We start from the raw sequence: 24,369 nt of genomic DNA, 5'->3' as shown, positions 1-24,369 counted from the left end.
TTTGTTCGATATCAAGTTTTTTTTGGGATTAAAATTTTTGGTATTAAAAGTTGTTTAAGTCAGGTGTTATTGTATCTTGGCGTGAATCATTGATTGTCCCAAGACTATGCTGGTGGGTGAGGGGTTGATTGTCCCAATGCTTGATGGCGAAATCTAAAATTTCACCAACTGTACCATCTGCCATGTCATCGGCGATGGGCTGTTTTAATAAGGTCAGGGCGTGAATAAGTAGGTTGTTTGGGCAGGATTGTTTGATGGGCTTAGCAAGGTTTTGTTTGGAGAGTTTTTGTCCATTCTGATTATGCAGTAGCGGTAGGTGATAAAAGTAATCGGCAATAGGTAGGTGTGCAGCATGATTGATGGTGAGCTGGGCTGTGGTCATTGGCATGATATCAAGTCCACGCATGATATGACTGATGTTTTGTAATCCATCATCAATAGCACACGCAAAGATGTAATTGACCATATCATTTTGGCGTTTGATGACAACATCTCCTAGGCTTTTGGCGGGATTGTCCCAAATGACACCTTGAATGCCATCATAAAATCCGCTCAGTACATCAGGCAGGCTTAGGCGAATTTTACTGTCCAAATGCTGTCTTTTATGATGACTGTGCAAGCACAATCTGGGGTAAATTGGGGGTGTATTTAAGCCCTCAACAGCATTCATTTGTCTTAGTACATCACTAAAAATCACTGGCGCTACTTTGCTTTTTGGGTGATCGCCAAAATATTGGCTAATTTGTTTGCGTGAGCATCGGCAGGCATAAGTCAAAGGCTTGATGGTTTCAATAAAGTCATCATAGATTGCCAGTCTGTCTGACTGAAAAATGACCTCATCGTCCCAATATAGCCCTAGACTTTCCAAATCTTGCAAGATAGATGTGCTATATTTTGGCTTGCAGCGTTCAAAATCCACATCTTCCATACGAACCAACCAGCGACCACCAAGCGACTTGATGTGACAAAAACTCGCCACAGCAGTTGTGAGCGAGCCTAAGTGTAGGTGTCCTGTTGGCGATGGTGCAAATCGCCCAATAACAGGGCGAGGGCTTGTTGTTTTATCCGTCATTAGCCCAAGTTCTGCTTTTCTTTCATTTCAGAAAGTGTTTTGCAGTCAATGCATTGTGTGGCGGTTAGACGAGCCTCTAAGCGTTTTAACCCAATTTCTGTACCGCAAGTTTCGCAGTAGCCATAATCACCTGTTTCGATTTCAGCGATGGATTTGTCAATTTTGCGAATCAATTTGCGTTCACGGTCTCGTGTACGCAGTGCCAATGCAAATTCCTCTTCTTGAGTGGCACGATCGTTGATGTCTGCCATGGCACCTGTCTCTTCGTTAATGTAATCTTTGGTGCGTTCTGCTTCTGACACAAGCTCTTCTTTCCATGCAAGTAACAGAGCACGGAAATGTGCCAGCTGTTGCTCTGACATATACTCTTCATCTTTGGCTGGCTCATAAGGCAAGAAAGTCTGAGTGGTCATGTGCTGATTTATCCTTGAAAATGCACCATAAACGGCGACTTGGGTGATGATGATACAATTAACAGTATCACCAAACATTAAGACAAAATACAAATTAAAGATTTGGTGATTTGTAAAAAAAGATGCTCAATTGATGGAGCTTGGGCATCGAGTTTAAAAATTTTCATAGTTTGCCAAAATATGTTGACTTTTACAAGCATTTTAGGCAATTATTGCGTGTGTTTACAATTTTTTAGTTGATTTTTGATGAGTTGGTTGTTAATTTTGGGTTCTTTTTACCCAAGTTGCTAGCGTTTTTTTGTTGCAAATTTGTATCAGTCGAAATCCTGAAGAAACATGGTCAATGGCAAAATCATCTTGATGGGGGGCAAATTGTCGACTTGTTGCAGGGCAGGTTAGGAGTGTTTTGCCTTGAAAATGAATGGTGTGTGCTTGGTGTACATGACCGCATAATATGGCCTTAATATTATCAAAACCTGCAAGCGTTTGCCAAAATTCATTGTAATTGATTAGCATATGCTCATCAATCCATGCTGAACCAACAGAGCGGGGGTGATGGTGTAGGGCGATGATGGTGGGCAAATTTTTCAATAAATCATTTGATAAATGATGTCTTAAAAATTGCAAGCTGTCTGCCGAAATCTTGCCGTGAATTTGCCCGCTGATTGCAGAATTTAATGTCAAAATTTGCCAAGTTGTACTAGGCATTTGTATGATTAGGCGTTGATGATTGGGCAATCGTAAATCTGGGTCTATGGGTAAGAAAGTTCGTTCATGAAAGGGTAGGTGATGCCCAATTTCGTGCGCTACATCATGATTGCCTGCCATGCACAAATAAGGAATGCGTGTCTTGTCAAGGGTGTCAAACAACCAATCATAGCCATGTTTTTTTCCATCGTTCACCAAATCACCTGTTAAAATCAGTAGGTTTGGTGAATGCGATAATGCCAAGTCTAGCACTTGTAAAAAATCATCAAAACTTTTTGGATTTGATAAATGTAAGTCGCTGATTTGAGCAATTTTAAAGGTATCTTGGGTGTGAGTCAGGTTCATGGTTTTTGGTGAATCACTTTTTGACTGATCAGCCATTTTTAAGTTAATCTTTTTTGCTCAATTTATGAAAGCCAAATAAGGTAAAAAAGACCAAGGCTAAGGTCATTACAATGGCAAGTCCCGTTTGTACATCAAGCCAAACACTTCCCCAAACGCCTACTGTTATGCCAACTTGCCCCAAAATCATGGCGATGGCAACCATCTGCCTAGGTGATACCGCAAGCAGGCGAGCACTTAGAGCGGGTAGGATAAGTAGTCCACTGATCAGTAGGCTACCAACGGCCTGCAAGGCAACGGCACAAAATCCCGCCAATAAACCCATAAAAAAAATCCGCTGCTGTAAGGGGTTGATGCCTGAAATGCGTGCCAAGGCTTCCGATGTAGCAAGTTTGACTTGTTTGTCCCAAATCCAAACCAAAAACACCCCACCTGCTGCTACCAACGCTGCCAGTCTAGGTAAATCACCCCAGTCCATATCTAGCAGACTGCCAAACAAAAAACCCAACACATTTGCTTGCTGTTGAGTAAGCTGAGTTAGTGTGAGTAGCCCAAGGCATAATAAAGTAGCAGCTGTAATGGACAGCGTGGCATCGTTGGGCAGTTTTTTATTGTTCATAAAAATAAGAGTGATGACGACCAACACACTCACCAGACCGATGCCAATATCAGTAGGTAGATTGAGCCAAACTGCAAGAGCTACGCCAAGCAATGCACCATGTGCCAAAGTATCAGCAAAAAATGCCATGCGTCGCCACAGTACCAAGCAACCAAGTGGTGCGGACAATAATGCAAGCAGTGAGCCTGCTATCCATGCAGGGGCAATGATTGGCAACCATTCATTCATCGTGTATTCCTGTATATGTAGTCATGGCCATGATGGCAATTGTCAGTATGCTGGCAATGGTCGTGATGATGTATGTAAGGCTGAAAATGACCAAACAGGCGACTAAATTCAGGGGTATGAGCAATCTCGCTTGGCACGCCTTGGCAGCAGATATGTTTGTTTAGGCAGATGACCCGTTTTGAGCCCTTCATTACCCAATGCAAATCATGCGATACAACCAGCATTGTACATGCCAAAAAATCAGGCAGCTCATCAATAAAATGGTACAGCCAGCTTTCAGTGTCTGGATCAAGCCCTTGCATCGGTTCATCTAAAATTAAAAGGTCTGGCTTATCTAGTAATGCTCTGGCCAGTAGTACACGCTGAGTCTCTCCACCTGATAGATATGCCATTTGTTTGTGAGCAAGTGGCTTGATGGATAGACTATCTAGAATGAACGCCTTTTGTTCAAAGGTTAGTCGCTTTGAGTTTGTTTGGCTGAGCAAATCTTGAACGCGTAACGGTAAAATTTCAGGCACGCTAAAACGCTGTGGTACATAGCCAAGTGTTACAGCATTTGTGTGAATCTGTCCAGAAGTGGGTTTTAATAGGCCTAAAATGAGTTTAACCAAGGTGGATTTGCCTGCACCATTTGGGCCAATAAGACTTACCATCTCACCAAAATATAAATCCAGCGATATGTCATTTAAAATGACCGTATCACCGATTTGATGATTGATATCATGTAGGCTTAATATGGGTTCATTCTTGGCAATCACGACAAACGCCTTTTAATTCAATGATGGTGTATTCTATGTTAAATTTTGCATCATCTTTGGCAAAATTCATGATGCCATCAACTGGTAGATTGCTACATTCTTCAACTGCATGGCAAGATTTGCAAATCAAAAATGCGGCTGCGTGCTTGGAGCGTGGGTGGCAACATGGCACATAGGCGTTTAAAGAGCTTAATTGATGAATCAAACCTTCGCTCAATAAAAAATCAAGTGAACGATAGATGGTAGGTGGTGCGATATTTTTGTTGATGATACCGTTTTGTTGGCGTGATAACTGTAAAGCACTGATTAAATCATATGCACCTATGGGTTTGTCCGATGTTAAAATCAAAGAATATACCTCTTCACGCAACGGTGTAAAACGCATGCCACGAGCCTGGCAATGAACCCTAGCCTCGTCAATGCGTTTTTTGACATCATGGTGGTGAACATTGTGGTGGTGATCGCAAGCACAGGTGTTTTGTGTGGTTGTTGTCATGGTGGTATGTTTTTTAATTAGGTCAGATGAATGATTATTTAGTGAGTAAGCATCATTAAAAATGATACTGACAAAATGTATTATACCTTATAATGACCCTTTTTCTCTATTGAAAAATACTTTTTTGTATTTAAAAAAATCATCAATCACCGCATTAAAAAATACATTTTTAAAGTTACAAATGTTATAATGTAGCAAAATACCCATGTTTGCTTTTTAATTTATTGAGTGGTGTTGAAGCTAATTAGATAGTCAAAGATGCGGTTTGTATTCTTTTGGTTTATTAAAAAATGCTATTTTTTATTTTTAAGTTGTGCTTTTGGAAATGGTTTATGAATTTTAAATTTACTTTTAGGGATTGTGGTAAAGTCATTAAAATGGGCATGGCATCTGTATTAATGATGGGTGCGATGATGGCAAATGCAGGCATGGTTACCGTGAGCAACTACCCTTTATTATTGCTTTCTAATGCCGTTACCGCAGGTGATGAATCTGCTCAAGTGTTGCTCGGTGCAGGTGATGTTGGGCATCATGGCGAGCTTAGTCCAAGTGCTAAAAAATTGATTGGTGATAGTGATTATGTGGTCTGGTTTGGCGGTCTTTTGGAGCAAAATTTGGTGAACTCGCTGGCTACTGCACCAAATGCGATTTCATTGTTTGATTTTAATGCTTTTGAGCGTTTGCCTATGCGTCATATTGATGGTCTGGCACAACAAGGCAGTTTTGATGTGCATATTTGGCTTGAACCTGAAAATGCCAAAGCCATTGTGCGTGCACTTAGCGTGGTGCATTCTTATGCCAATCCTGACAAAAAGTCACTCTATGAGCAAAATGCAAAAAACTTTGAAAAACGCATGGATGAAGCAGTCGCTCAAGTTCGATCAGATAACACAACCTTACCTTATTGGGCTTATCATGATGCTTTTCAATATCTTGAAAGGTCTGCAAATCTTGCTTTTGCAGGTGCCTTAACACCTGATCATCATTTGGCACCCAAGGTAAAGCAAATCATTCACCTGAATAAGACCCGCCCAAATGCCCATATGTGCATCGCATCGCAAGGCAAGGTTTCTGAGGGTATTGTGAAAAAATTGGGTGATGTCAATGTGGTTGTTCGTCAAGAAGACATGAGTGATGGCGAGGATTTTGTGAATGCTTGGTTGTCTCTTGTTGCTGATATTCAAAACTGCATTAAGGCACCGTTAAAATCATAATGAGTATTTAATAAAAGCCGATGATGTGATTTTAAGATAGGCTCTTTATCAAAAAATATTAAGTCAAAAAATATTTAAGGATTTAAGGATTTAAGGATTTAAAATATTTAAGGATTTTTTGCTAAAATGGCGTATGATTCCTATTGCCATCATCGATAAAACTTTTTATAATACAAATATTTATGAATATAAAATTTAAAGACTTGCCTGTTTTTATGTGTGTTTTTGTTCATATATTCATATTTTTAATTTGTATTTGATTTGCTAAATTGACTTATTCTTTTGTTGATTTTTTTAATCAAAGTTCACAATAATGTCAAAAAAGAGCAGTAAAAGAATGATATGCAAATGAGCCAACCAGCAAAGCGTAATCAAAAGCAGCGGGTCTGTAATGCCCAGAAACGACAGGCGATATGCTTGCTGTTTGTGGTGGCTGTAGTTGCTGTCTGCGAGGCGATGGTAGGTATGACTGATCGTCTTATCACCAAAAGCGTGGCGACTGGGGCGTTATTAAATTTCATCGCTCAAAGCACTTTTACACTGATGGCTTATCGTGTAACAGGTGCAAAATTACGCCAACAAATCATGCTAAATATGTATTTTGGGCAGGTACTTAAATGGCTCATCACTTTGATAGGCTTTGCAATGATTTTTATTTATGCCAAGCCGATTAATGCTGCTGTCGTTGTGTTGGGTTATCTGATTATGCAATTGTCGCATTCGCTTGTTGTGCTTAAAATACGCTGACGGCAGGCGATACAGGATAAATCATTGCTTTTGACGGTTTTGTAAAAAGCCAGCATATTATCCACTGATTTGCCCCAAGATTATTATTCGTTAATTTTTTACAATTCAAGCTGATTTCTATTAATAAAACGAGTGAAATTGGCTTGAATTGTAAAATTTCGGTAAGAAAATTCACATTTACTCTTTACATATGGCTTTGAGTAAAGTAAGATAGTCAGTTAGATATGAATGCAGTTTTTTTTGATACGACCATTGTTATTGATTTGCTAAGACAATAGCAATAGTTCTATATTCATTGATTTATTAGAGAAAATGAATCATAGGAATTATAGATGGTATCTTAAATTTAGACAGGCATGGCTTAATGGCATTAAGCATCTTTGATGTTTGCTATGTTTATATTACGAACTTTTGTTCTGATTGGGTGTTTACCACCGAATCTTTTTGTTTGACTTAAAAAATAAGAAGCTTATTATGGCAGCCGAACAGACATCTTCAAGTTATATTGCTCACCACTTAACCAATTGGACTTTTGGTTACCACCCAGAACATGGTTGGAAGGTGGCTCATGATGCCGCAGAAGCCGCAGAAATGGGCTTTAAGGCCATTCATTTGGACTCAATGCTGTGGTCTATCGGCTTGGGTATCTTTTTTTGTGCACTATTTTGGTTGGTGGCGCGTAAGGCAACTTCAGGTGTACCAAGCAAGCTACAAGCTTTCGTTGAGATGATTGTAGACTTTGTTGACAATAGTGTGCGTGAATCTTATAACGGCCCTTCAAAACTTATTGCGCCGCTATCCTTGACAATTTTTGTTTGGGTATTCTTGATGAACTTGTTGGATTTAATCCCTGTGGATTGGATCCCAGTGCTTGCACAAAAAGTCGGTGGGATAATGGGTCATGATCCACACCATGTTTATTTCAAGATTGTTCCAACGACAGATCCAAATATCACACTTGGTATGGCACTTGGTGTATTTATGCTAATCATTGGATTTGGTCTTAAATATAAAGGCATTGGTGGTTTTATCGCAGAATTTACTCTACATCCATTTAGTGTAAAAAATCCAGTTCTACAAGCATTACTTATCCCTATAAACTTAGTTCTTGAAATTGTTACTTTGGTTGCAAAGCCAATTTCACTAGGCCTTCGTTTGTTTGGTAATATGTATGCAGGTGAGCTTATCTTTATTTTGATTGCCCTGATGCCATTTTGGATTCAGTGGGCACTATCAGTGCCATGGGCAATATTCCATATTTTAGTTATTACTTTACAGGCGTTCGTGTTTATGATGTTGACGATAGTTTATCTATCACTCATCTCTCAAATATCAGAACATTGATTTTTAAAAATTTTCCAACTTTAATTTTTTTAGTCTTAAGGAGACATCATGGATCCAGTAATTGCTCAATATGCTCAACTTGCAGCAGCTCTTTTAATCGGTCTAGGTGCTTTGGGTACAGGTATTGGTTTTGCTTTACTAGGTGGTAAGTTCCTAGAGAGTACCGCTCGCCAACCAGAATTAGGTTCGCAACTTCAAACCAAAATGTTCATCGTAGCAGGTCTTCTTGATGCTGTACCAATGATCGGTGTTGGTATTGCCATGCTACTTCTATTCGCCAACCCATTCGCATAAGCTGAAACTGTCAGTTTAATGTCCATTTCTGGTCGCAACATTGATACATTGATTATTAATGAAGCGGTCTAGAAGTGGCTATCACCTGACTTTCACTAACAACGAGGTGATTGGATGAATATTAATGCTACACTTCTTGGTCAGTTAATTAGCTTTGCGATTTTTGTGTGGTTCTGCATGAAATTCGTATGGCCACCACTGATCGGCGTCATCAATGAGCGCCAAAGAAAAATTGAGGAAGGCTTAAGTGCCGCCGAAAAAGCCAAGGCAGATCTGGCTTCTGCTGAGCAACAAATGGAACAAGAATTTGTTGCTGCAAAAAATGAGGCTGCTTCTATTATTGAGCGTGCAAATAAAACCGCCAATCAAATGATTGAAGACGCAAAGGTTCAAGCGCGCTTAGAGAGTGAACGCATCATTGCTCAGGCTCATACAGCTGTTGAGCAAGAAGTTGCTCAAACTCGTGAACAACTTCGTTTGCAAGTTGCCGATTTGGCAGTCCTTGGTGCAGAAAAGATTTTGCAAAGCAAAGTCAATGAACAAGAACATGCTGACATGCTAAACCAGCTTGCAGCTAAGCTGTAATTAGGGGAAATCATGGCTGAACTATCTACCTTAGCACGACCTTATGCCAAAGCGGCGTTTGACTATGCTAAAGAGCATAATGCAATTAATGAGTGGGAAAACTTCTTATTGGTTGCAAGCAGTATTGTGTGTGATGATTTATTTTCTTCATTGCTAAGCAATCCAGCCATTTCTGCAGAGCAAAAAACTGTCGTCTTAAATGATGTTTATGCTTCAAAAACGGCAGTTCAAATTTCTGACGCATTGGTTAATTTTACCAAGCAATTATCAGAGCATGATAGACTGGCTTTATTGCCTGAAATCCATACTCATTACAGCAAGTTAAAATCACAAGAGCTAAAACAGGTTGATGCTTATATTACCTCAGCCTACCCTCTAACTGAATCTCAGCGTGAAGTTTTGCAAGAGCGTCTTGCAATCTCGACAGGTTCGATTGTCATTTTACATGAAGCAATTGACCCAGAACTTTTGGGTGGTGCAACAATCAAAGTGGGTGATAAGTTTACCGATGGCTCGGTGCGTGGCAAGTTACAACAATTAAAGACCCAACTGACTGCTTAGTAAGCAGCTTGATATTTTAAAGGAAACAAGGCAATGCAACAATTGAATCCAGCTGAAATCAGCAATCTGATTAAGCAGCGTATTCAAGACCTTGACATAAGCGCAACTGCAAAAACTGAAGGCGTAATCGTCAGTGTCTCGGATGGTATTGTGCAGATTCATGGTTTAGAAGAAGCCATGTATGGTGAGATGATCGAGTTTGAGGGTAATGTTTATGGTATGGCATTAAACCTTGAACAAGACTCGGTAGGTGCGGTTGTCCTAGGTGACTACCTAAGCCTGCAAGAGGGTCAAAAAGCCTATTGCACAGGTCGTATCTTGGAAGTTCCAGTTGGTCCTGAATTGCTAGGTCGTGTCGTTGACGCATTGGGTAACCCAATTGACGGCAAGGGTCCGATTAACGCAAAACTAACTGATAAGGTTGAAAAAATCGCTCCAGGCGTTATCGCTCGTCAATCAGTTGATGAGCCTGTGATGACTGGTTATAAAGCAGTTGATACCATGATTCCTATTGGTCGTGGTCAGCGTGAGCTTATCATTGGCGACCGTCAAACTGGTAAAACAGCATTAGCAATTGATGCGATCATTGCACAAAAACACTCTGGTATTAAGTGTGTGTATGTTGCCATTGGTCAAAAACGCTCGACCATTGCTAATGTGGTACGCAAGTTAGAAGAAACTGGTGCATTGGCATACACTACCGTTGTTGTTGCATCAGCATCTGAGCCTGCTGCTCTACAATATATTGCTCCATATTCTGGCTGTACGATGGGTGAATACTTCCGTGATCGTGGTGAAGATGCTTTGATTGTTTATGATGACTTATCTAAACAAGCGGTTGCTTATCGTCAAATTTCACTATTGCTACGCCGCCCACCAGGGCGTGAAGCATATCCAGGCGATGTATTCTATCTACATTCTCGCTTATTAGAGCGTGCGTCTCGTGTGAATGCTGACTATGTAGAAGCGTTTACCAATGGTGAGGTAAAAGGTAAAACTGGCTCATTAACTGCATTACCAATCATTGAAACTCAAGCGGGCGATGTGTCAGCATTCGTACCTACCAATGTGATTTCAATTACTGATGGTCAGATTTTCCTTGAATCCAACTTGTTCAACTCAGGTATCCGTCCTGCAGTGAATGCTGGTATCTCGGTATCTCGTGTTGGCGGTGCGGCACAAACTAAAATCATTAAAAAGCTCTCTGGCGGTATTCGTACGGCTTTGGCTCAGTATCGTGAATTGGCGGCGTTTGCCCAGTTTGCCTCTGACCTTGATGATGCAACCAAGCAGCAACTTGAGCATGGTGAGCGTGTTACTGAGCTAATGAAACAAAAACAGTATGCACCAATGTCTATTGCAGATCAGGCGGCAGTGATTTACGCTTCCAATGAAGGTTATTTAGCAGATGTACCTGTCGAAAAAATTGGTGCATTTGAGGAAGCGTTGCTTCGCAATTTGCGTGCTGAACAAAGTGCCCTGATGGATGAGATTGATCAAACTGCAAATTATAACGATGATATTGAAAGTCGTTTAAAAGTAGCTATTGAATCGTTCAAAGCATCGACAAGCTACTAATTAGAAATACGGTGTGCTAATAATTTAGCACACCAAACCTTATTAAAAATAAGTCCAGTATTGGAACAACTATGGCAAGCTTAAAAGAAATACGTGCAAAAGTAACCAGCATTAAAAGCACTCAGAAGATTACCCGTGCAATGCAAATGGTGGCTGCCAGTAAAATGCGTCGAGCACAAGAGCGTATGGAAATGGGGCGACCTTATGCTGAAAGTATGTCCCGAGTAATTACGCATTTGGTACAGGCGCAGTCGGATTATAAACATCCATATATGGTGAGTCGCCCTGTCAATCGTGTGGGCTTTATTGTTGTTACATCAGATCGTGGTTTGGCAGGTGGTTTGAATATTAATTTATTCAAAAATCTTCTAAAATCGGTAAAGCAATATCAGGATCAATCTGTTGAAATCGAATTTGCAGCCATTGGTTCAAAAGGTGTTAATTTTTTCAAAAACTTTGGTGGTAAAGTAAGTTCAGTTCTGACAAACTATGGCGACAGTCCAAGTTACGAACAACTTAGCACACCAGTCCAAGTGATGCTAAATGATTATAGCGAAGGTCGTTTGGATCGTATTTATTTGGTGTACAATCAATTTATCAATGCCATGACGCAAAAGCCTTCGATTACTCAACTTGTTCCATTGCCAGATGGTGCATTTGATGATGACATGGCTGCAGCACATAGCTGGGACTACATTTATGAGCCAGAAACCAAAACTTTGATTGACAGTCTGATGGTACGCTATATTGAGTCTATTGTATATCAAGCGGTGCTTGAAAATATCGCTTCTGAACAATCAGCTCGTATGGTAGCAATGAAGGCTGCAACGGATAACGCTGGCAATTTAATTAAAGATTTACAGTTGGTTTATAACAAGCTGCGTCAAGCGGCGATTACCCGAGAGATCTCGGAAATCGTTGGCGGTGCTGCCGCTGTTTCTTAGCCGAACAATGAATTATAGGAGAACGCAATGAGCGGTCGTATTGTGCAGATTATTGGCGCGGTAATCGATGTTGAGTTTAGCCGTGGTCAGGTGCCACAAATTTTTGACGCACTACAAGTTGATGGTACCGAAACAACATTAGAAGTGCAGCAGCAATTGGGTGATGGTGTGGTGCGTACCATTGCTATGGGTTCAACTGAAGGCTTAAAGCGTGGCCTGTCAGTATCTAACACCGGTGCACCGATTTCTGTGCCTGTTGGTCAAGCGACTTTGGGTCGTATCATGGATGTATTGGGTCGCCCAATTGATGAGGCTGGTCCTGTGAATGCCGCTGAAAAGTGGTCAATTCATCGTGATGCACCAAGCTATGACGAGCAATCAAACTCAACCGAACTTTTAGAAACAGGCATTAAAGTAATTGACTTGTTATGTCCATTTGCTAAGGGTGGTAAAGTTGGTTTGTTTGGCGGTGCAGGTGTTGGCAAGACTGTTAATATGATGGAGCTTATTAACAATATTGCCCTGAAGCATTCAGGTTTGTCGGTATTTGCTGGTGTGGGTGAGCGTACTCGTGAGGGTAATGACTTTTATCACGAGATGCAAGAAGCAGGTGTTGTTAACACCGAAGACTTCACGAAGTCAAAAGTAGCGATGGTTTATGGTCAGATGAATGAGCCACCAGGAAACCGCTTGCGTGTTGCATTGACAGGTCTTACTATGGCGGAATATTTCCGTGATGAAAAAGATGAGGCTACTGGTAAAGGTCGTGATGTTCTATTGTTTGTGGACAACATTTATCGTTATACGCTGGCAGGTACTGAAGTATCAGCACTTTTAGGTCGTATGCCTTCTGCGGTAGGTTATCAGCCAACATTAGCAGAAGAGATGGGTGCATTGCAAGAGCGTATTACTTCTACTCAATCAGGTTCTATTACTTCTGTACAGGCCGTTTATGTTCCTGCAGATGACTTGACCGACCCATCGCCTGCAACGACTTTTGCGCATTTGGATGCAACTGTTGTATTGAGTCGTGATATTGCATCGCAAGGTATCTATCCTGCGGTTGACCCACTAGACTCAACTTCTCGCCAACTTGATCCACAAGTTATTGGTGAGGAACATTATAATGTTGCTCGTGGTGTGCAAGAAGTGTTGCAACGCTATAAAGAACTTAAAGACATTATTGCCATTTTGGGTATGGATGAATTGTCGGAAGAAGATAAGATGGTTGTTTATCGTGCCCGTAAGATACAGCGTTTCTTATCTCAGCCATTCCATGTTGCCGAAGTATTTACAGGTGCGCCAGGTAAGTATGTGGCACTTCGTGATACGATTGCTGGTTTTAAATCAATCATTGAAGGCGAGTATGATCATTTACCAGAACAAGCTTTTTATATGGTTGGTGGTATTGATGAGGCAATTGCCAAAGCTGAGAAGCTACAAACTGCATAAGTTTTTAATGATGTTTAAATGAGCTATATTTGAGTGTTAGTCGGTAATAATCGTCCATTATGGCGGTTGTTACCGTTAAACTTAATATTAGGAGAGTATAATGGCAACTTTTAAATGTCGAGTGGTAAGTGCTCGTGAAGAGTTGTATGCTGGTGACATCAATATGTTGGTGGCGGCAGGTCATGATGGTGAACTGGGTATCCTTGCAGGACACACACCATTGATTACTTTGCTAAAACCAGGTGCACTGCATCTTAAAAACGCAGAGGGTGCCGATGAAGTCATTTATGTTTCTGGCGGTGTTCTAGAAGTGCAGCCCCACCTTGTAACTGTGCTTGCAGACTCTGCAGAGCGTGCACATGATTTAGATGAAGTAAAAATCGCTGAAGCTCGCCGCAATGCTGAACAGTTGCTTGCCAATCAAAATAATACTGTTCAAACAAATGCAGCATTGGCGGCATTGGCTGAGTCTGTGGCACAGCTACAAACCATTCAAAAATATAAAAACCGTGCCTAAACAGTGCATTTCCAAGCCATCTTATGATGCCTAAGGATAATTCATGACGACAACGACACCAAATTTAGATAAAGTAGACATTCCAAAAATTCTCATTGTTGAAGATGATGAACGATTGGCAGTACTGACTCAAGACTATCTTAGACGAAATGGCTTAGATGTTGCCATTGAGATGGATGGTACTCGTGCGATTCGTCGTATCATTAGTGAGCAGCCAGATTTGGTGGTGCTTGATGTGATGTTGCCAGGATCGGATGGTTTGACAGTTTGTCGTGAGGTACGCCCACATTATCAAAACCCAATCTTGATGCTAACTGCTCGTACAGAAGACATGGATCAGGTGCTAGGTCTTGAAATGGGTGCAGATGATTATGTGCCAAAGCCCGTACAACCAAGGGTATTGCTGGCTCGTATTCGTGCGTTACTTCGTCGCTCTGAGACAGCTCCTTCTGCAGATTCGCCACAGCGTTTGGAGTTTGGTGATTTGGTGATTGATAATGGCGGTCGTTCAGTAACATTACATGGTGAGTTGGTAGACTTTACCAGTGCTGAGTATGACTTACTTTGGTTGCTTGCTTCAAATTCTGGTCGAATCTTGTCTCGTGAGGATATCTTTGAGCGTCTGCGTGGCATTGAATATGATGGTCAAGACCGCTCGATTGATGTGAGAATTTCTCGCATTCGCCCAAAAATTGGTGATGATCCAGAAAATCCAAAACGCATTAAGACGGTTCGTAGTAAGGGCTATTTATTCGTCAAGGAAGGTAACTGATTAAAAATAAAAGCTGGCGATTGCTGGCTTTTATTTTATGAGGGTGATTTTTATTATGGCACTGACTTCCATAACTGAGCGTAGTATTTTTTTTCGTATTTATGCAGGGCTTTTGCTTGTTTGTCTGGCGGTGGCGTTTTTTACCTATTTGCTTGTTGACTCCATCAATCAAGAGCGACTGCAATCTTACCGTGAAAAAATTTCTACGGGCGTATTTCATCTCATAAGCCAAGGTTTGGCACACCAGCAGGAAGATCGCCGTCAGTATTGGTTATCTGATGCTAGCCGTTTGTTTGGTGAGACATTCACTGTTGTGCCTATGCATATGGTGGATTTTAAGGGTCGGGAAATTCGTCGTATCAACCATGATGAAACCGTTGTCCGCTATAACCCAGCGACTAAAGAATCGACCATTTACCATCGCATCCCCAACGAAAATAACCTGATTACTGTCAAAATTTCGCAGATTAATGAGCGTCAAGTGCGAGCTTTGACAATATTTTTGTTTGATGATTTGTTTTATTATCCAACTGTATCGGCCAAAGAAAAACGCTTGCAATTTTTAAGTCAAAAATTCACCTATCCAATTGAGATTAAGCATATCGAATCTCTTGGTATTGACCCTGGTCAAATTGCACGCCTTCGTAGAGATGAACCTGTTATCTTGTATAAAGATGGCAACAGTGCTCAAAATTCATTAATTACACTGGTAATGGCAACGGAAAATGATGATGAGGTGATTGTCATTGGTCCTGTGGATTTGTTTAATTGGTTTCCGCTGAATCTTATTGTCAGTATGGTCCTGATTTGCATTTTGTTGGTCAGTCTTGGTGTGTATGGTCTGATATTTCCGCTTGAGCGTCGTTTACAGCTGCTGCAAGCAGGGGTGAACCGAGTAACGCAAGGTGATTTTAATACTCAGGTTCAGGTCGTGGGGCATGATGATATTTCTCAGTTGTCATCAACATTTAATGTCATGACTCGACACATTAAGCGGTTGATTGAAGCACAGCGTGAGCTGACGCGTGCAGTATCCCATGAACTAAGAACACCTGTGGCACGCATTCGTTTTGCGGTGGATATGCTGGCTGATGACGATGATTATGAGTCTAGGCAATGCCAAAAAAAATATATCGATGAAGATATTGAGGCTTTAAACGAGCTGATTGATGAGATTTTGACATATGCCAAGCTTGAAGAAGGTGCACCAAAGATGGATTGGGAGATGGTGAATTTAGAGGGTCTGATTGAGCAAATTAGACGAGAGACCAACGCACTTGGCAAAGAAATTGAGATACAAATTCAACTGTCATCTTCTAAAGCACAAGCGATGGCAGATAGGCGTTATCTGCATCGTGTGGTGCAAAATTTAGTTGGCAATGCCATGCGTTATGCCAAAAGCACGATTTTAATCAGTGCAGGAGTGGTTAAGGGTCGTGCTTTTGTAAGCGTAGAAGATGATGGACAGGGAATTAAACAAGAAGATCGCAAGAAAATTTTCGTGCCATTTGCACGCTTGGATGACAGCCGTACTCGTGCATCAGGCGGTTATGGTTTGGGTTTATCTATTGTCTCACGCATTGCCTTTTGGTTTAGTGCTGATCTAAAAGTTGATGAAAGCCCTTCTTTAAAAGGTGCACGATTCATCATGGACTGGCCTGCCAAGCAAGCAGGTGTTACCATCGCTGCTGATGAGCTGACTCAGGCCAAAGCGGATAAGATTGTGGCTGGTCAGTCATATTAATGAGTTTAGCAATAAAAACCAATCGACTGATTGTGTTTGACCCATCAAGAATATTTTGCTGAGAATTAATTTTTTTTGGGTTGATTGTTTAAACCTGTTCGTCATCAATACTTTCGTTGATGATTTGAGTGGTGAGTGGCATTTTGACCCTAACGCACAACCCACCATCTGGGTGGTTAAAAGCCTCTACCACACCTTGATGTAAGCGTGCAATGCGATTGACGATGGCAAGTCCCAGTCCACTTCCTTGTGTGGTGCGAGCAGTTTCGCCTCGCTCAAAAGGTTGCATGATGCGTTCTAGTTGGTCATCTGCCACACCCTGACCCTCATCCTTGACATGAATGATGAGTGTGGGAAATTTGGTGTATGAATCTTGCAATTGAGCATGATCACCTGCTTCTGCGTTTGGGGAGATGATGGTAGCCCCAATATGAATCGGCTCACGACCATAGCGAATGGCATTATTAACAAGGTTAATGATCAAACGCTTAACCGACAGCGGACGCACTGGTACATCTTGGGTAACATCGCATTCAAAAATAAAGCGTGTGTCAGAAAATTGCACCATGACTTCCTTAAAAATCGTGTTTAGATTGGTCGGTTGCACAGGTTCATCAGATCCATCTTTCATAAAAGAGATGAACTGCTCTAAAATGGCGTCCATATCCTCAATATCATACACCAGCCCTTCACGGAAAAATTCATCAGGAAGCATTTCGGCCGTCAGTCGCATACGAGTCAGTGGCGTGCGTAAATCGTGGCTGATGCCAGCAAGCATGATGGTACGTTCTTTTTGGGCTTGACTTAGCGTCATGAACAGTTGATTAAAAGCGGTATTTACTCGGCGAATCTCACGCGGCCCCTTATCGGTGGCAAGTGCGGTGGCATGACCTTCTTGAATGTAATTGATGGCAGCTTGTTCAAGCCGTTTGAGTGGTCTGTTTAGCCCACGCACCAGTATAAAGATTGTAAGTAGTGTTAAAAATGGCAAGCCCAGTAAAAATCCTGCCAATACTCCTGTGCTGTACTGCGAATAATAGGCCACAGGCTCACGCAACCATACATCAGGGTGCTTGCTGTCTTGAATCCACAGCTTTGGGGTTGGTTTGAATTTAAAATATACCTCCACATCACGCCCAAGTTTATTTTCAACTTCTTGGTCGAGTATGTTAGTTATGATACTTGCAAAAAATTTATCGGTGATGTCAGGAAAGTCATTGGGATTGTCAATAATTTGAATGTGGCTATTGCCTTCAAGCCAAGCTGGTATTTTAGAATCATTGGGCCATTTGTTGTGTGCATCATCAAGCAGGCTTAATTCGCTTGCCAAATAATTGGCGTGGTTTTTTAGTTCTGGCAAATACAAACTTCGCCAAAACAGCCAAAGCGACAGCCCAATGCTCACAAACACAATAAAGAATACCACCAAAATTGTTTGCCAGGCGTTTGAGTGTAAAAGATAATGCAGTTTGATAAAAATGTGTTTGGTGTGGTGCGTCATGGCCGTATATTGAATGATTTTGAGTGTCGCAGAGTACTGATTCTATCACAGCTTGATGGTTTTTTCGCAATTATTCATCTTTTTTGTTTGTTTTGGGTAAAGTAATGGTTGTTGTTTTGTATTTTTTGTAAAAAATGCGATATTTTGTGAATTTTACTTTGAAAGGCAAAATTTTTTTGGTATAATTGAAATCTTTTTAATGGTCTGGTTTGTCATCGGCTCATCCTCAAAGCGACAGACGGGCGATTTCCCAATTCTTGCAACAAATTTTTTACTTATTTTTGAAAAGAGAGTTTCTCATGGTAGTTATTCGTTTGGCCCGTGGTGGCGCAAAAAAACGTCCTTTTTATCAAGTAGTTGTTGCTGACAAGCGTGCTGCACGCGATGGTCGCCACATCGAAAAAATTGGTTTCTTCAATCCTTTGGCTCGTGGTCAAGAAGAGACTTTTCGTATTGACTTAGATGCTTATAATGCTTGGGTTGCAAAAGGTGCACAGCCTTCTGATCGTGTTGCTCAACTGGTAAAAGCCAAGCAATCTGCTTAATACGATTGACTTTTGTCAACCGTTTAAATTTAAAAAAAATCGGTTTGTGTGGTTCATTGATTCATTGAACTAGGACGCAAGCCGATTTTTTATCTTTACTGACCAATCTGCAAATAATGATAAAGACATGATGAAAAAACCAAATCTTCGCCGTGATGGGTTGGGTGCACCACCTGCTGATGAGCTCATTAAAATTGCTACCTTAAAAAAACCGTATGGCATTAAGGGTTGGCTATGGGTATTTAGTGAAATGGATAACCGTGCTGATGTTTTTGGTATGTCGCCTTGGTGGATGAAAACAGCAACTGGTTTTAAGCCTTTAACCGTTCAGGACTGGCGTGAACAAGGTTCTGGTTTGGTGGCAAGCTTTGTTGAAATTGCTGACCGCAATGTTGCTGAAACCATGAATGGCACAACGGTTTGGGTGCATAAAGACGCTCTTCCTGCACTTGATGAAGATGAATATTATTGGTCGGACTTGGTGGGGCTTACAGTCATCAATGAAGAAGGTGAGAATCTTGGTGAGATCAAGCAAATGTTTGAGACAGGGGCGCATGAGATCATTTCAGTTAAATCCAATAAAGACAGTATTGATGATGAGGATAGGCTGATTCCGTGGCACAAAGACATCGTACTTTCGGTGGATTTGATTGAAAAAACCATGTTTGTAGCATGGGGCAGTGATTATTAAATGGCGAGTTGATGATGTTTTTTGCGGTCATTAGTATCATGCCACAAATGTTCGATGCAGTTCGTAACTTTGGCATTACAGGGCGTGCTGTATCTCGTGGGCAGGTGGTGATGCATACCATCAATCCTCGTGATTTTACAACAGATAACTATAAACGCATTGATGAGCGTACCTTCGGTGGTGGACCAGGCATGGTGATGATGGCAGAACCGCTAGAAAAAGCAATCTTGTATGCTCAAACTTTAGCAGAAAAGTATTTTAAGCATCAGAATATTAACAATCCAATTTGTCCTGTTGTTTACCTGTCGCCACAAGGCCAGACGCTAGATGAATCAGGCGTACTTAAACTTACCAAGCATGATGGCATGATTTTGTTATGTGGGCGTTATGAAGGTGTAGATGAAAGACTGCTTGAAAAGTATGTTAATGCTGAAATCTCGGTGGGTGATTATGTGCTTACAGGTGGTGAGTTGCCTGCAATGATAGTGATGGACAGCGTCATTCGGCGTCTGCCTTTTGTGATGGGCGATGATAATTCTGCTGTAGAAGATAGTTTTGTTGATGGTTTGCTTGATTGTCCACACTACACCAAACCTCTTGATTTTCATGGAAAAAAAGTCCCAGAAGTGTTGTTGTCTGGACATCATGCCAATATTGCCAAATGGCGTTTTATTCAGCAAATCAAACGCACCAAACTACGCCGACCTGATTTGTGGGCAAAATTTACACCCACCAAGGAACAGGAGAAGTGGCTAAAATCGCTTGATGATGAGTGATTGTTGTAAAGGTTTTTTGTTGATTGAATCGGTATGTATTTACAAAATATTGATAATTTTTTTGAGAAAATTTGCAAATTTTTTTATGTTATGCCATCATCAGATTTTAATGTAAATGGTCATTATATTTTAAAAACCGCTTGAAAAAACAGTAAAAACTTAGTAGAATAATAGAGTTTTTTGCCCATGTGGTTTGGGTTGGCAGTTTGATGATATGACTGCATGATGATGATACGATATGCGACTTTTTAACCACTTTAAGAAAGTATGAGCCTATGTCGTTTGATTGGAGATTGCTATGAGCAATAAACATCCCCTAGTTCAATACATTGAAAATTCACAACTTAAAGACCACCCAGCATTTGCACCAGGTGATACGGTTGTGGTACAAGTAAAAGTTCGTGAAGGTGATCGTGAGCGTCTACAAGCGTTTGAAGGCGTGGTTATCGCTAAGCGTAACCGTGGTCTGAACTCATCTTTTACTGTTCGTAAAATTTCAAGCGGTATCGGTGTAGAGCGTGCATTCCAACTACACTCACCACTGATTGACAGCATCAGCGTTAAGCGTCGTGGTGATGTACGCCGTGCAAAACTTTACTATCTACGCGACCGTTCTGGCAAATCTGCGCGTATCAAAGAAAAATTGGGTGCAAAAAAAGTTGCATAATGCACAATTTTTACTCATTAAACCCTGCTTTTTGGCGGGGTTTTTTGTCTTGTAAAAGCTGATTTTTCCCTTATATTCTTATGTCATTGTTGAAAATTTTAAGAATAAGCCACTTATGAATGATGCTTTAGATTGCCAAAGTGATGATTTTGACCGACATTCCCATTTGTCTGCCATTTTAAAATCTCTGCCAAATCTACCAGGAGTGTATAAAATGCTTGGTAAAAATGGCGAGATTTTGTATGTGGGCAAGGCAAAATCTCTCAAAAATCGTGTCAGTAGTTATTTTGCTAAGACGATAGAACACCCAAAGACACGCGCACTGGTGCAACGAATTTATGACATTCAAATCATCATTGTGCGTGGTGAGACCGAGGCTTTGTTGCTTGAGCAAAACCTGATTAAAGAGCATCGTCCGCCTTATAATGTCATTTTGCGTGATGATAAGTCTTATTTGTATGTGTTCATGTCCACGGACAAGTTTCCACGCTTGGGTTTTGGGCGTGGCAAGGGCAATCATGTACATGGGCGTTTTTTTGGTCCTTATCCATCGGCAGCGGGTGCAAAAGAGGCCTTGTTGCTCATGCAAAAGTTGTTTATGATTCGAGATTGCACCAACAGCTATTTTAATACTAGAAAACGCCCCTGTCTGGAATATCAAATCAAACGATGCAAGGCGCCATGTGTTGGGTTGGTTGAGCATAAAGAGTATCTAGAAGATGTGAATGACGCATTGTTATTCTTAGGTGGTGAAAATGTTCAAGCACAACAAATGCTTGTTGCTAAGATGGAAAAAGCAGCAGAAGAATTAAACTTTGAGCAAGCGGCATTTTATCGTGATCGTATTACAATGGTTAGCGAAATGCAGGCTCGCCAAGCGGTATTTCGGCTAAGTGGTGAAGCGGATGTGTTTGCCATCAGTCATAAATCGGGCGTAACCTGTATTCATGTTTTGACCGTGCGTGGTGGGCGAGTGTTAGGTGGGAAAAATTACTTTCCTGATGAGGTGGTGATTGGCGAGGAAAATAATGCTGAGCGTCTGAGTGAGTTTATTTTGTCATTTTATTTTCAAGTCAGTGATGATTTGCCAAGTGAGCTTATCGTTAGCGAAGTGCTGACTGATGCGCAGACCATTGGTGAGTTGCTAAGCGAGCAATTTAATAAAAAAACACAAATCAAGCACCGTGTACAAAAACATCGTGCCGAATGGCTTGATCTTGCCAAGCTTAATGCAGATAATGCATTAAAAGCAAAAATGAGCGATTATTATGAATTAAAATCTCGATTTACCGCCCTTAAATTGATGTTGGCATCTGTGTCAAATCGCATCATTGACCGTATTGAATGTTTTGATATCAGCCATACCATGGGTGAGGCAGCAGTGGGGTCTTGTGTGGTGTTTGATTCAGGAGGTGCTCGTAAGCGAGATTATCGACAGTACGCCATTCACGACATCACAGCTGGTGATGATTATGCGGCGATGCGTCAGGTTTTAATGCGTCGGTATGTTAAGCATGAATTGCCAGATTTGTTACTTATTGACGGTGGCAAAGGTCAGCTCAATATTGCCAAGGAGGTACTGACCGAGCTTGGCAGGCTTGATGAAACTTTACTTGTTGGCGTGGCAAAAGGTGAAGGGCGTAAGGCAGGGCTTGAAGTATTGCACTTTATTGATCATGAGCCAATAGATTTGCCGATGGACAGTAAGGCGTTGCATCTGATCATGCATATTCGTGATGAGGCACATCGTTTTGCCATCACCAATCATCGCAAAAAAAGAGACAAGGCCCGTGGCTCATCTGTGCTAGAAGTCATTCCAGGTCTTGGTGAAAAAAGGCGTCGTGATTTATTAAACCACTTTGGTGGCATACAGCAACTCATTGGTGCCTCCGAGCTTGAAATCGCCAGTGTTAAGGGCATTGGCAAAGTGTTGGCAGGCACAATTTATAAAGCGTTACATGCCTAAAATCAAGTCAATGACAAATCAGTCAATCAATGAGTGCGTACCATCTTGCCTATTTGCCCGTTAATTGCCCTGTAATCCAGCGTTTGATGGGCGGTAAATTATTGCTGATTCTTAGAGCGGTATTGCGTATGATATGCATGGGGCGTGCATCGTTGGTAAATAATGAGACCATTGTATTGGTGCCGTGATATAGTGGGCGTGTATGGCTTTGGTGGCGTAGGTTGTATTTGGCAAGAAGTGTTGGTGCACCAATATCAAGATTTTGGTGATGAGCATCAATGATGAGCTTTCCTAGGATATCCACGCTGATCAAGCCTAAGTTATAACCATGTGCTGTTACAGGGTGCATACCAACCGCTGCATCGCCAATGAGAGCGGCTCGGTTGCTCTTAAAGGTGTTGGCATGAACGCCCATGAGTGGGTAGTGGTGCACTGTACCTGCAATGGTGCAAGTGCCGAGTTTATCGTTCATCATACGCTGAGCTTCTTTGGCAAGCTCATCGGGCGATAGGGCGAGCAATTCATTGGCTTGAGTGTTGTCTAGGGTGATGACGCAATTGGTTAAATTATCATGCAAGGGCAAAAGAGCAAGTGTACGCCCATAAAAGAAACATTCTTGGGCCGTTGCCTGATTTGAATGAGGGTGGCTGACACGAAAAACGATGACAGTACGCCCAAAATCATTCATCTGTGCACCAATGCCCAGTGTGCGACGCACAAATGACATACGAGAGTCTGCACCAATCAGTAAGCGTGTCTGTAAAGTTGTGCCGTCAGCAAGAGTTACACTTGCGTTGTGGTCGCTTGTTTCAATGCTTTTTATGTTGGCACAAGTCATTAATTGCACATTTGGTAAATCCTTAACCTCACTGTATAAAGCCTTGCGAATGTTGTGATTGGAAATTAAATTGCCCAATCTATCGGCAGAGCTTAATAGCTTTAAGTCTTTTGGTACTTTAAAATGTAAAGTATAATGAGAGTCGCCATTGTAGACTTTGGCTTCTTTTAGAGGGTAAATGTCGCCATCATCAAAATGTTGCCACACACCCAAGTTCTGCAGAATCTCTTTTGAGCGATGTGTCAGTGCAATCTCTCGACCATCATAGGCAGGATTTTCAATGCTGGTTAAATCGGCTTTATCAATGATGGTGATTTGTAAATCTGTGCCTTTAAAATATCTGGCAAAAGCAAGTCCAGCAGGACCTGCACCAATGATGATGATGTCATTTGGACGGCTCATGGCTTTCTCATTTTAAGTTTTTGGTAATGTTTACAAGTATTATGTCTTGGTTGTGTCTGTTTTGCGGTAATCGCTGAGTTCATTTTTAATGGCGGTATCTATCCAAGATTTTAAATCTTCTGACAGCTGTGCCAGATGCTCTGTTAAAAAATCATCTAATTGTGCTGATAACTTGGTGGTGATGCGTCTTTGTATTTCCGACAGCTCTTCTTTATCAAACCCACTTGTATCATCATCTGTATTGATGGTTAATGATGTACTATCAAAGCTGTGCACCAGTTTGGCTGGTTTGGCAGACGACTCTGAGGGGGTGTTTAATAGCTCCGCTACGGCATCGCCAAAATTTTGGTTGGTGAATTGATAGTCCTTGGCGGATATTTCGCTGCCAAGCATATGAATGATGTCGTCAAGCTCTTGATGAAAGATTTGTTTGACAGGGCTTGGTGTGGCAAGCCAGCGTTTGGGAAATTGTAGAGTCGGAGAAAAAGTTGCCATAAAAAAATCCTAACTGATCATTTGCCAGACATTGTAAGATACGCGACACATAAAGTCAAAACAGTATTCTACACTTTATTGTTTTTTGTTATTGTTTTTT

The 24,369-nt window shown here is 41.3% G+C and carries 26 protein-coding genes; 17 read left to right on the top strand and 9 right to left on the bottom strand.

The genetic code is table 11. The annotated features are described in order from the left end of the window. Positions 1–43: 43 nt before the first annotated feature. From gluQRS to R0123_RS04260, 6 genes are all read right to left on the bottom strand, one after another. On the bottom strand, positions 44–1,072 hold the full coding sequence (gene gluQRS / locus R0123_RS04285) for a tRNA glutamyl-Q(34) synthetase GluQRS (RefSeq protein ID WP_323843204.1): 1,029 nt from the start codon (positions 1,070–1,072) through the stop codon (positions 44–46). Then, the gene (dksA, locus tag R0123_RS04280) at positions 1,072–1,485 is read right to left on the bottom strand and encodes an RNA polymerase-binding protein DksA (RefSeq protein ID WP_323841623.1); all 414 of its coding nucleotides are present in this window, start codon (positions 1,483–1,485) and stop codon (positions 1,072–1,074) included. Before dksA ends, gluQRS begins: the two co-directional genes overlap by 1 nt. A gap of 258 nt (positions 1,486–1,743) precedes the next feature. Continuing rightward, positions 1,744–2,574 (bottom strand): metallophosphoesterase, encoded by an 831-nt coding sequence (locus tag R0123_RS04275; protein ID WP_323841624.1) that lies wholly within the window; start codon positions 2,572–2,574, stop codon positions 1,744–1,746. 7 nt (positions 2,575–2,581) lie between these two features. After that, positions 2,582–3,382 carry a metal ABC transporter permease gene (locus R0123_RS04270; RefSeq protein WP_323843203.1) on the bottom strand — a complete coding sequence of 267 codons (801 nt, stop codon included), beginning with the start codon at positions 3,380–3,382 and terminating at the stop codon, positions 2,582–2,584. After that, on the bottom strand, positions 3,379–4,137 hold the full coding sequence (locus R0123_RS04265; protein WP_323843243.1) for a metal ABC transporter ATP-binding protein: 759 nt from the start codon (positions 4,135–4,137) through the stop codon (positions 3,379–3,381). The genes R0123_RS04270 and R0123_RS04265 overlap by 4 nt, the downstream gene beginning before the upstream one ends. Further along, on the bottom strand, positions 4,124–4,636 hold the full coding sequence (locus R0123_RS04260) for a transcriptional repressor (RefSeq protein WP_323841626.1): 513 nt from the start codon (positions 4,634–4,636) through the stop codon (positions 4,124–4,126). The genes R0123_RS04265 and R0123_RS04260 overlap by 14 nt, the downstream gene beginning before the upstream one ends. A gap of 332 nt (positions 4,637–4,968) precedes the next feature. Here R0123_RS04260 and R0123_RS04255 point away from each other — a divergent pair, with 332 nt between their 5' ends. From R0123_RS04255 to R0123_RS04200, 12 genes are all read left to right on the top strand, one after another. Beyond that, entirely contained in the window at positions 4,969–5,850 is an 882-nt protein-coding gene (locus tag R0123_RS04255; RefSeq protein ID WP_323841627.1) for a metal ABC transporter substrate-binding protein, read from the top strand. Between the two features lie 348 nt (positions 5,851–6,198). Then, positions 6,199–6,597, top strand: a complete 399-nt coding sequence (locus tag R0123_RS04250) for an ATP synthase subunit I (RefSeq protein ID WP_323841628.1) — start codon at positions 6,199–6,201, stop codon at positions 6,595–6,597. 474 nt (positions 6,598–7,071) lie between these two features. Continuing rightward, complete coding sequence (gene atpB / locus R0123_RS04245; protein WP_323841861.1) at positions 7,072–7,941, top strand: F0F1 ATP synthase subunit A; 870 nt, start codon at positions 7,072–7,074, stop codon at positions 7,939–7,941. A gap of 48 nt (positions 7,942–7,989) precedes the next feature. Further along, positions 7,990–8,235 carry a F0F1 ATP synthase subunit C gene (atpE, locus tag R0123_RS04240; protein WP_323841629.1) on the top strand — a complete coding sequence of 82 codons (246 nt, stop codon included), beginning with the start codon at positions 7,990–7,992 and terminating at the stop codon, positions 8,233–8,235. 114 nt (positions 8,236–8,349) lie between these two features. Next, on the top strand, positions 8,350–8,820 hold the full coding sequence (locus tag R0123_RS04235; RefSeq protein ID WP_323841630.1) for a F0F1 ATP synthase subunit B: 471 nt from the start codon (positions 8,350–8,352) through the stop codon (positions 8,818–8,820). A gap of 12 nt (positions 8,821–8,832) precedes the next feature. Then, complete coding sequence (locus R0123_RS04230; RefSeq protein WP_323841631.1) at positions 8,833–9,381, top strand: F0F1 ATP synthase subunit delta; 549 nt, start codon at positions 8,833–8,835, stop codon at positions 9,379–9,381. A 33-nt stretch (positions 9,382–9,414) separates the two neighbouring features. Next, positions 9,415–10,959, top strand: coding sequence for a F0F1 ATP synthase subunit alpha (atpA, locus tag R0123_RS04225; RefSeq protein ID WP_323843202.1), 1,545 nt, complete (start codon positions 9,415–9,417; stop codon positions 10,957–10,959). 71 nt (positions 10,960–11,030) lie between these two features. After that, positions 11,031–11,903 (top strand): F0F1 ATP synthase subunit gamma, encoded by an 873-nt coding sequence (atpG, locus tag R0123_RS04220; protein ID WP_323843201.1) that lies wholly within the window; start codon positions 11,031–11,033, stop codon positions 11,901–11,903. Positions 11,904–11,930: 27 nt separating this feature from the next. Next, complete coding sequence (gene atpD, locus R0123_RS04215) at positions 11,931–13,355, top strand: F0F1 ATP synthase subunit beta (RefSeq protein WP_323841634.1); 1,425 nt, start codon at positions 11,931–11,933, stop codon at positions 13,353–13,355. A 100-nt stretch (positions 13,356–13,455) separates the two neighbouring features. Continuing rightward, positions 13,456–13,872 carry a F0F1 ATP synthase subunit epsilon gene (locus tag R0123_RS04210; RefSeq protein WP_323841636.1) on the top strand — a complete coding sequence of 139 codons (417 nt, stop codon included), beginning with the start codon at positions 13,456–13,458 and terminating at the stop codon, positions 13,870–13,872. A 43-nt stretch (positions 13,873–13,915) separates the two neighbouring features. Then, entirely contained in the window at positions 13,916–14,644 is a 729-nt protein-coding gene (locus R0123_RS04205; RefSeq protein WP_323843200.1) for a response regulator, read from the top strand. A 55-nt stretch (positions 14,645–14,699) separates the two neighbouring features. Continuing rightward, positions 14,700–16,388, top strand: a complete 1,689-nt coding sequence (locus R0123_RS04200) for an ATP-binding protein (RefSeq protein WP_323841638.1) — start codon at positions 14,700–14,702, stop codon at positions 16,386–16,388. 88 nt (positions 16,389–16,476) lie between these two features. Here the strand turns inward: R0123_RS04200 and R0123_RS04195 are convergent, their stop codons facing one another. Beyond that, positions 16,477–17,889: an ATP-binding protein gene (locus R0123_RS04195; protein ID WP_323843199.1), complete on the bottom strand. Its 1,413-nt coding sequence runs from the start codon at positions 17,887–17,889 to the stop codon at positions 16,477–16,479. A 299-nt stretch (positions 17,890–18,188) separates the two neighbouring features. Here R0123_RS04195 and rpsP point away from each other — a divergent pair, with 299 nt between their 5' ends. The 5 genes from rpsP to uvrC all read left to right on the top strand — a co-directional run bounded on the left by rpsP (position 18,189) and on the right by uvrC (position 22,534). Then, a complete protein-coding gene (rpsP, locus tag R0123_RS04190) occupies positions 18,189–18,434 on the top strand; it encodes a 30S ribosomal protein S16 (RefSeq protein WP_323841640.1) in 246 nt (81 codons plus the stop codon). A gap of 130 nt (positions 18,435–18,564) precedes the next feature. Then, positions 18,565–19,125, top strand: coding sequence for a ribosome maturation factor RimM (rimM, locus tag R0123_RS04185; protein WP_323841641.1), 561 nt, complete (start codon positions 18,565–18,567; stop codon positions 19,123–19,125). 14 nt (positions 19,126–19,139) lie between these two features. After that, complete coding sequence (gene trmD, locus R0123_RS04180; protein WP_323843242.1) at positions 19,140–19,901, top strand: tRNA (guanosine(37)-N1)-methyltransferase TrmD; 762 nt, start codon at positions 19,140–19,142, stop codon at positions 19,899–19,901. Positions 19,902–20,199: 298 nt separating this feature from the next. Further along, complete coding sequence (gene rplS, locus R0123_RS04175; protein ID WP_323841642.1) at positions 20,200–20,568, top strand: 50S ribosomal protein L19; 369 nt, start codon at positions 20,200–20,202, stop codon at positions 20,566–20,568. Between the two features lie 115 nt (positions 20,569–20,683). Then, a complete protein-coding gene (uvrC, locus tag R0123_RS04170; RefSeq protein WP_323843198.1) occupies positions 20,684–22,534 on the top strand; it encodes an excinuclease ABC subunit UvrC in 1,851 nt (616 codons plus the stop codon). Positions 22,535–22,583: 49 nt separating this feature from the next. Here uvrC and ubiM read toward each other — a convergent pair whose 3' ends face one another. Beyond that, the gene (ubiM, locus tag R0123_RS04165) at positions 22,584–23,774 is read right to left on the bottom strand and encodes a 5-demethoxyubiquinol-8 5-hydroxylase UbiM (protein ID WP_323841644.1); all 1,191 of its coding nucleotides are present in this window, start codon (positions 23,772–23,774) and stop codon (positions 22,584–22,586) included. A 39-nt stretch (positions 23,775–23,813) separates the two neighbouring features. After that, the gene (locus R0123_RS04160) at positions 23,814–24,269 is read right to left on the bottom strand and encodes a hypothetical protein (protein ID WP_323841645.1); all 456 of its coding nucleotides are present in this window, start codon (positions 24,267–24,269) and stop codon (positions 23,814–23,816) included. Positions 24,270–24,369 lie beyond the last annotated feature (100 nt).

This window comes from Moraxella sp. Pampa (assembly GCF_035181385.1).
GTDB lineage: Bacteria > Pseudomonadota > Gammaproteobacteria > Pseudomonadales > Moraxellaceae > Moraxella.
This window is presented reverse-complemented; position numbering and strand designations above follow the sequence as displayed.